The sequence below is a fragment of the Frankia sp. QA3 genome (assembly GCF_000262465.1).
GTDB lineage: Bacteria > Actinomycetota > Actinomycetes > Frankiales > Frankiaceae > Frankia.
In genome coordinates, this window is sequence record NZ_CM001489.1 from 7,329,878 (window position 1) to 7,336,404 (window position 6,527).

At 75.1% G+C, this 6,527-nt stretch carries 6 protein-coding genes, 1 pseudogene and 1 riboswitch; all 7 genes and pseudogenes read left to right on the plus strand.

Translation table 11 applies throughout. The features are described 5' to 3' along the window. On the plus strand, nt 1-1,538 hold a 1,538-nt coding region (locus FRAQA3DRAFT_RS29970), incomplete at its 5' end, for an RsmB/NOP family class I SAM-dependent RNA methyltransferase (protein ID WP_009742804.1). 113 nt (nt 1,539-1,651) lie between these two features. Then, entirely contained in the window at nt 1,652-2,362 is a 711-nt protein-coding gene (rpe, locus tag FRAQA3DRAFT_RS29975; protein WP_009742805.1) for a ribulose-phosphate 3-epimerase, read from the plus strand. Continuing rightward, nucleotides 2,359-2,865: a dCMP deaminase gene (locus tag FRAQA3DRAFT_RS29980; protein ID WP_009742806.1), complete on the plus strand. Its 507-nt coding sequence runs from the start codon at nt 2,359-2,361 to the stop codon at nt 2,863-2,865. Before rpe ends, FRAQA3DRAFT_RS29980 begins: the two co-directional genes overlap by 4 nt. Before the next feature lie 117 nt (nt 2,866-2,982). Next, nucleotides 2,983-3,112, plus strand: a riboswitch (FMN riboswitch). 127 nt (nt 3,113-3,239) lie between these two features. Further along, a complete protein-coding gene (locus FRAQA3DRAFT_RS29985) occupies nt 3,240-3,950 on the plus strand; it encodes a riboflavin synthase (RefSeq protein WP_009742807.1) in 711 nt (236 codons plus the stop codon). Next, nucleotides 3,947-5,422, plus strand: coding sequence for a bifunctional 3,4-dihydroxy-2-butanone-4-phosphate synthase/GTP cyclohydrolase II (locus tag FRAQA3DRAFT_RS29990; RefSeq protein WP_009742808.1), 1,476 nt, complete (start codon nt 3,947-3,949; stop codon nt 5,420-5,422). Before FRAQA3DRAFT_RS29985 ends, FRAQA3DRAFT_RS29990 begins: the two co-directional genes overlap by 4 nt. After that, nucleotides 5,419-5,901: a 6,7-dimethyl-8-ribityllumazine synthase gene (ribH, locus tag FRAQA3DRAFT_RS29995; protein ID WP_009742809.1), complete on the plus strand. Its 483-nt coding sequence runs from the start codon at nt 5,419-5,421 to the stop codon at nt 5,899-5,901. Before FRAQA3DRAFT_RS29990 ends, ribH begins: the two co-directional genes overlap by 4 nt. A 346-nt stretch (nt 5,902-6,247) precedes the next feature. Further along, nucleotides 6,248-6,527: pseudogene (locus FRAQA3DRAFT_RS37870) on the plus strand (hypothetical protein); the annotation flags it as partial.

Consider the following 6,527-nt stretch of genomic DNA (forward strand, 5'->3'; position numbering starts at 1 on the left):
GGGCGCGCCCGCCCGCCGCCGTCGACCGCCCCCGCCTGCTGGCCTGGGAGGTGCTGCGGGCGGTCGACGAGCGCGGCTCGTACGCCAACCTGCTACTGCCCTCGCTGCTCGCCGGCAGCGGGCTACCGGCCCGCGACCGCGGCTTCGTCACCGAGCTCGCCTACGGCGCGCTGCGCGCCCAGGGAACCCTCGACGGGCTGCTCGACACGGCCACGAGCCGGCCCGTGCACGACATCGACCCGCCGCTGCGCGACGCGCTGCGGCTCGGTGCCTACCAGCTGCTGCGCACCCGGGTCCCCGCCCGCGCCGCGGTGGCCAGCACCGTGGACCTCGTCCGGGCGACCAGCGGCGAGCGGCCGGTCCGGTTCGCGAACGCGGTGCTGCGGCGGGGGGGCGCCCGGATCGCGGAGACGGGTGGGGACCTCGCCCAGCTACTCGGCGCTCCCCGCTTCGAGACCGATCCGATCGGCCACCTTGCGGTGGTGACCACTCATCCGCGCTGGATCGTCGAGGTCGTCGCGGAGGCTCTCGGGGACGACCTCGACGAGACCCGTGCGGCGCTCGCCGCCGACGACGCCCGGCCCGTGGTGCACCTGGTCGCCCGACCCGGCCGGACCGACCGGGAACGCCTGCTCGCCGAGGCCGACCGGGAGGGGCTCGCCGCGGCGCCCGGCCCCTACTCGTCGTACGCGGTGCGCCTCGACGGCGGTGATCCCGCGCGGCTGCCGGCGGTGGCGTCCGGGGCCGCGGCGGTGCAGGACGAGGGCAGCCAGCTCGTCGCGCTCGCCCTGGCCCGAACGGCGACGGTCGGCCGTGACCGCGGGCTGACCGTCGACCTGTGCGCGGGTCCTGGCGGCAAGGCGGCGCTGCTCGCCGGCCTGCTCACCGACCGCTCGGGCGCCGGGCCCGGGTTGTCCTCGGGTCCCGAGTCGACCTCCGGTCCCGAGGTGGCGTCCGGTCCCGAGGTGGCGTCCGGTCCCGGCGCCGTGCCCCCATCCGGGGCGGCGTCCCCATCCGGGGCGGCGTCCGGGGCTGGGGCGAGCCTGCTCGCGCTGGAACCGCGGGCGACCCGGGCGGGCCTGGTGGCCCGGTCGCTGGCGGGGGAGCCGCGGGCCTGGGTGGTGCGCGCGGACGGGCGGGCGGCCCCGTTGCCGCCGGGCAGCGCCGACCGGGTGCTCGTCGACGTGCCCTGCACCGGGCTCGGGGCGCTGCGCCGCCGCCCGGAGGCCCGCTGGCGGCGCATCCCCGGCGACCTGGCCGCCCTCGTGCCGTTGCAGAGCGCCCTGCTCGTCGCCGCGCTGGATCTGGTCCGACCCGGCGGGGTGGTCGCCTACGCGACCTGCTCCCCGCACCCGGCGGAGACCGTCGAGGTGGTTCGCCAGGTGGCCGGCCAGCGGGCGGACACCTCCGTCCTCGACGCCCGGCTTGCCCTGCCGGAGGTCGATGGGCTCGGATCCGGCCCGTTCGTCCAGCTCTGGCCGCACCGGCACGGCACGGACGCGATGTTCGTGGCGCTGCTGCGCCGCAACCAGAACTGAGCCCGCGCGGTGGGGCGGGCGCCGGCCGCGGGTCTGCCGGCTGGGGTGGTCCGCCGGCTGGGTCGGTCCGCCGGCTGGGGTGGTCCGCCGGCTGGGTCGAATAGTCTCGCGGGGTGGCAACCGCACAGATCTACCCCAGCTTGCTCGCCGCGGACTTCGGCCGGCTGGCCGACGCGGCCCTCGCGGTCGAGGGCCGGGCCGACTGGCTGCACGTCGACGTCATGGACTACCACTTCGTCCCGAACCTGGCGTTCTCCCCGGACGCGGTGACGGCGTTGCGGTCGGCGACGCAGACTCCGCTCGACTGCCACCTCATGATCGACGACCCGGACCGCTGGGCGGCCGACTACGCCGAGCGCGGCGCGGCGAACGTGACCATCCATGCCGAGGCCGTGTCCGATCTGCCGCGGACCACCGCGGCGATCCGGGCCGCCGGCGCCCGCACCGGCCTCGCCGTGAAGCCGAACACCCCGGTTGAGCACTACCTCGACGACCTGCACCGCTTCGACCTGCTGCTGCTGATGACGATCGAGCCCGGCTTCGGCGGCCAGAAGTTCATGACCGAGGTGCTGCCGAAGATCGAGGCGGCTCGCCGGCTGATCGACGACCGCGACCTGGACCTGTGGCTGCAGATCGACGGCGGGGTCAACGAGGACACCATCGAGCAGGCCGCGGTTGCCGGGGTCGACGTCTTCGTCGCCGGCACCGCGGTCTTCGGTGCCGGCGATCCCGGCGAGGCCGTCGAGAAGCTGCGCGCCCAGGCGCTGCGGGTCGCCCCCCGGCTGACCCCGCCGGCCGCACGCCCGGTCGCCGACCCGGCGTGACGACGCCCGGCTCACCGATCCCCGACGGCCCGCCCCCGGGTCCTGACGGGGACCGGTACTGGCTGGCCCGCGCGGTCGAGCTCGGGCGCCGCTGCCCGCCGTCGACCACGGCGTTCTCGGTCGGCGCGATGATCGTGGCGGCCGACGGGACCCTGCTGGCCGAGGGCTACTCGCGGGCGCAGGAGCCGCACGACCACGCCGAGGAGGTCGCGCTGCGCCGCCTCGCCGCCCGCACCGACCTGGCCGCTGGTACCGATCCGGCCGCGGCCACGGTCTACAGCTCGCTGGAACCGTGCAGCGCCCGGGCGTCGCGGCCGCGGACCTGTACCGAGCTCATCCTTGCCGCAGGCATCGGCCGCGTGGTGTTCGCCTGGCGCGAGCCGTCGCTGTTCGTCGACTGCGACGGCGCGGAACGGCTGGCCGCGGCCGGGGTCGAGGTGGTCGAGATCCCGGCGCTCGCGGTGGACGTCCGGGCGGTCAACAGCCACCTCCCGCTCGGCTGAGCGCCGCCGGAGGGCACCCGACCTGGCGTTTGGCCGGTGGGCATGACCTCGGTCACGCTGCCGGGTGCGGCGCGTGGCCGCTTCGTATGTCACACTTGGGGCAGTACAACCAGCAGCACGCGCGCTCCGGGGTCGGTGAAACTCCGAGCCGGCGGTGATAGTCCGCGACCCGTCCGCAGGTACTGGGACGGCTGACCCGGTGGAACTCCGGGACCGACGGTCAAAGTCCGGATGGGAGGACGCGCGCGGGTCGAGTGCCCGTGGGTGGTCGTAGCCGTCCGCGGGTGCGCGTCGGCGTGCGCACGCCGGCAGGTCCCGCGTGGGAACCCCCCGAAACCGGGGAGCGGTGCCCGGGACCGAAGGGCGCGAGTCGGATGTTCACCGGCATCGTTGAAGAGCTCGGCGTGGTGGCGAAGGTGGATGCGCGGCCGGAGTCGGCGGCGCTCACCATTGCCTGTCAGACCGTACTGGCGGACGCGGCCCACGGCGCCTCCATCGCCGTCAACGGCGTGTGTCTTACGGTGACCTCCTTCCAACGGGACGGCACCGGTCCGGACGGCACCGGTCCGGACGAGGGCGCGAGCCGCGTGGGCCCCGCCGGCACAATCGCGGTGTCCACGGCGTTCACCGCTGACGTGATGCGCGAAACCCTCGTACGGTCCTCCCTCGGCGAGCTCGCCGTCGGCGATCCGGTGAACCTCGAGCGGCCCGTCCGGCTGGCCGACCGCCTCGGCGGCCATCTGGTCCAGGGGCACGTCGACGGCGTCGGCGTCGTCGTCGACCGGCAGGCCGACGAGCACTGGGAGCTCGTCCGCATCGCCCTGCCCGCGGGCCTCGACCGCTACCTCGTGGAGAAGGGCTCGGTGACGGTCGACGGAGTCAGCCTGACCGTCGTCGAGGTCACCTCGGCCGGAGGCGACTCCCCGGCCACCTTCACGGTCAGCCTGATCCCCACCACCCTCGGCCTGACCACGCTCGGCCGCCGCGCACCGGGTTCCAGAGTCAACATCGAGGTCGACGTGCTGGCCAAGTACGTCGAGAAGCTGCATGCCGGCACCATCGACCCGAACGGACTGTCCCGATGACCACCTCCGCGGCCGGCACCTCCTCGACGGCCATCCCCTCCCCGCCCGTCCCCGTCCTGTCCGCAGCCGTCACCGGGGCGCCCGCTACCAGCACCGGCACGGCGAACGGCGACGCCGACGTGAGCTTCGCCTCCATCGAGGACGCCATCGCCGCGATCGCCGCCGGCCAGCCGCTCGTCGTGGTCGACGACGCCGACCGGGAGAACGAGGGCGATCTGATCTTCGCCGCCCAGGCGGCCACCCCCGAGCTGGTCGCGTTCATGACGCGCTACACCTCCGGGGTGATCTGCGTGCCGATGGACGCCGCCGACACCGACCGGCTCGAACTCGACCAGATGGTCCCGCACAACACCGAGCGGATGGGCACGGCGTTCACCATCACCGTCGACGCCCGCGAGGGCGTCTCCACCGGCATCTCCGCCGCCGACCGGGCCCACACGATCCGGCTGCTCGCCGACCCCGACACGGTCCCCGGCGACCTGAGCCGGCCCGGCCACATCTTCCCGCTGCGGGCCAAGGACGGCGGCGTGCTGCGCCGCCCGGGCCACACCGAGGCGGCCGTCGACCTGGCCCGGCTCGCCGGACTGCGCCCGGCCGGCACCATCTGCGAGATCGTCAACGACGACGGGACGATGGCGCGCCTGCCCGAGCTCGCCGCGTTCGCCCGCGAGCACGGCCTGCTGTTGATCTCCATCGCCGACCTCATCGCCTACCGCCGCCGCACCGAGAAGCAGGTGGTGCGGGTCGCCGAGGCGACGATCCCGACCCGGTACGGCACCTTCCGCGCCGTCGGCTTCCGCAACATCCTCGACGGGGTGGAGCACATCGCGCTGATCCGCGGCGAGCTCGGCGACGGCGAGGACGTCCTCGTCCGGGTGCACAGCGAGTGCCTCACCGGCGACGTGTTCGGCTCGCGCCGCTGCGACTGCGGCACCCAGCTCGACGCCGCCCTGCGGATGATCGCGGCCGAGGGCCGCGGGGTGGTCCTCTACGTGCGGGGTCACGAGGGGCGCGGCATCGGCCTGATGCACAAGCTGCGCGCCTACCAGCTCCAGGACGCCGGCCACGACACCGTCGACGCCAACCTCGCGCTCGGCCTGCCGGCGGACGCCCGCGACTACGGCACCGGCGCGCAGATCCTGGTCGATCTCGGGGTGCGCGGCCTGCGGCTGCTGTCGAACAACCCGACGAAGCGGGCCGGCCTGGAGGGCTATGGGCTGCGCATCGTCGAGCTCATCGGCATGCCGGTCACCCAGACCCCGGAGAACCTGCGCTACCTGACGACCAAGCGGGACCGGATGGGCCACGTCCTACCCGGGCTGCCCCGCGCCGTCGGCGAGGACACCCCGGCCGGCGGCCGCTGGGCGCCGAGCCCCGCGCGGGTGCCCGCCACCTCCGGCTGCGCCGCCGTCCCGGGCGGCGCCGGCAGCTCCCCGGCCGGCGTGGATCTCACCGACGGAGAGGGCCTGTGAGCGGCTTCGGCGCGCCGCAGGAGGTGCTCCCGCCGGTGGCCGGGCTGCGGCTGGCGATCGTCGCCACCCGCTGGCATGCCGAGATCACCGATGCGCTGCTGGCCGGGGCGCTGCGCGCGGTGAAGGACACCGGGCTCGCGACCGCACCGACCGTCGTGCGGGTCTCCGGCGCGGTCGAGCTGCCCGTCGTCGCCGCGGCGCTGGCCCAGCGGCACGACGCGGTCGTCGCGCTCGGCGTGGTCATCCGCGGCGGCACGCCGCACTTCGACTACGTCTGCCAGTTCGTCACCACTGGGCTGGCCCGGGTCACCCTCGACGCGCGGGTCCCCGTCGGCTTCGGCCTGCTCACCTGCGACACGGTCGACCAGGCCCGCGACCGGGCCGGGCTGCCCGACTCCAGCGAGGACAAGGGCCGGGAGGCGACGCTGGCCGCCCTCGACACCGCGGCGGTGCTGCGCGAGCTGGCACTCGCCAGCTGAGCGCACCGGCTGCCCCCGCCCGGCGTTGCCGGGTGCCACACGGCCACCGTCCCCGCGGGGGGCGGTGGCCGTCCGCATTCTCATGTCACACGGACGGTGCGAGCCCGATCCGTCCTGGTGACATGACCTCGGTATGGTGTTGCCATCGCATGGCGGTTCGGAGTGGATCGAGTGTGTCGGTGGTGTGTTCGCTGCTCGGGGGTCCGTTTCCGGCTATGTGGATCATCCTGGAGCTCTTGTCGGGGCACCGGGTGACGCGAGACCGTGATGCCACGCCGTAGCGGTTGCCTCGCGCTCCGGTGTCGTCCAGCGGAGTCGGACCGGAGATGGGGGCGGGGTGGCACGGATGGCGGGTCATGGTGGGAGCCGGGACGATGATGGCATCGCGGCGCCGGTCGATCCGTCCGGGGCCGACCAGGAGGGTCTAGACGTCTCGGCTCGGTCCGCGGGTCCGGACGGCCCCGGCGCGGGCGGCGGGGATGCCCGCCCGATCTCCCTGCTGGGTCTGCGCCTGACCGAGCCGCCGTCGCCGCGCAACGCCCTGGTCACCAGGCGTCCCACCCGGACACGCCCCGGCGTGCCGCGGGCCGAGCCCGGCACCGGGCTTCCCGGCGGGCACGCGCCCG

Coding starts and splice junctions, on each gene's coding strand:
- FRAQA3DRAFT_RS29985 (WP_009742807.1), top strand. CDS start 3,240: ATGTTCACCGGCATCGTTGAAGAGCTCGGCGTGGTGGCGAAGGTGGAT.
- FRAQA3DRAFT_RS29990 (WP_009742808.1), top strand. CDS start 3,947: ATGACCACCTCCGCGGCCGGCACCTCCTCGACGGCCATCCCCTCCCCG.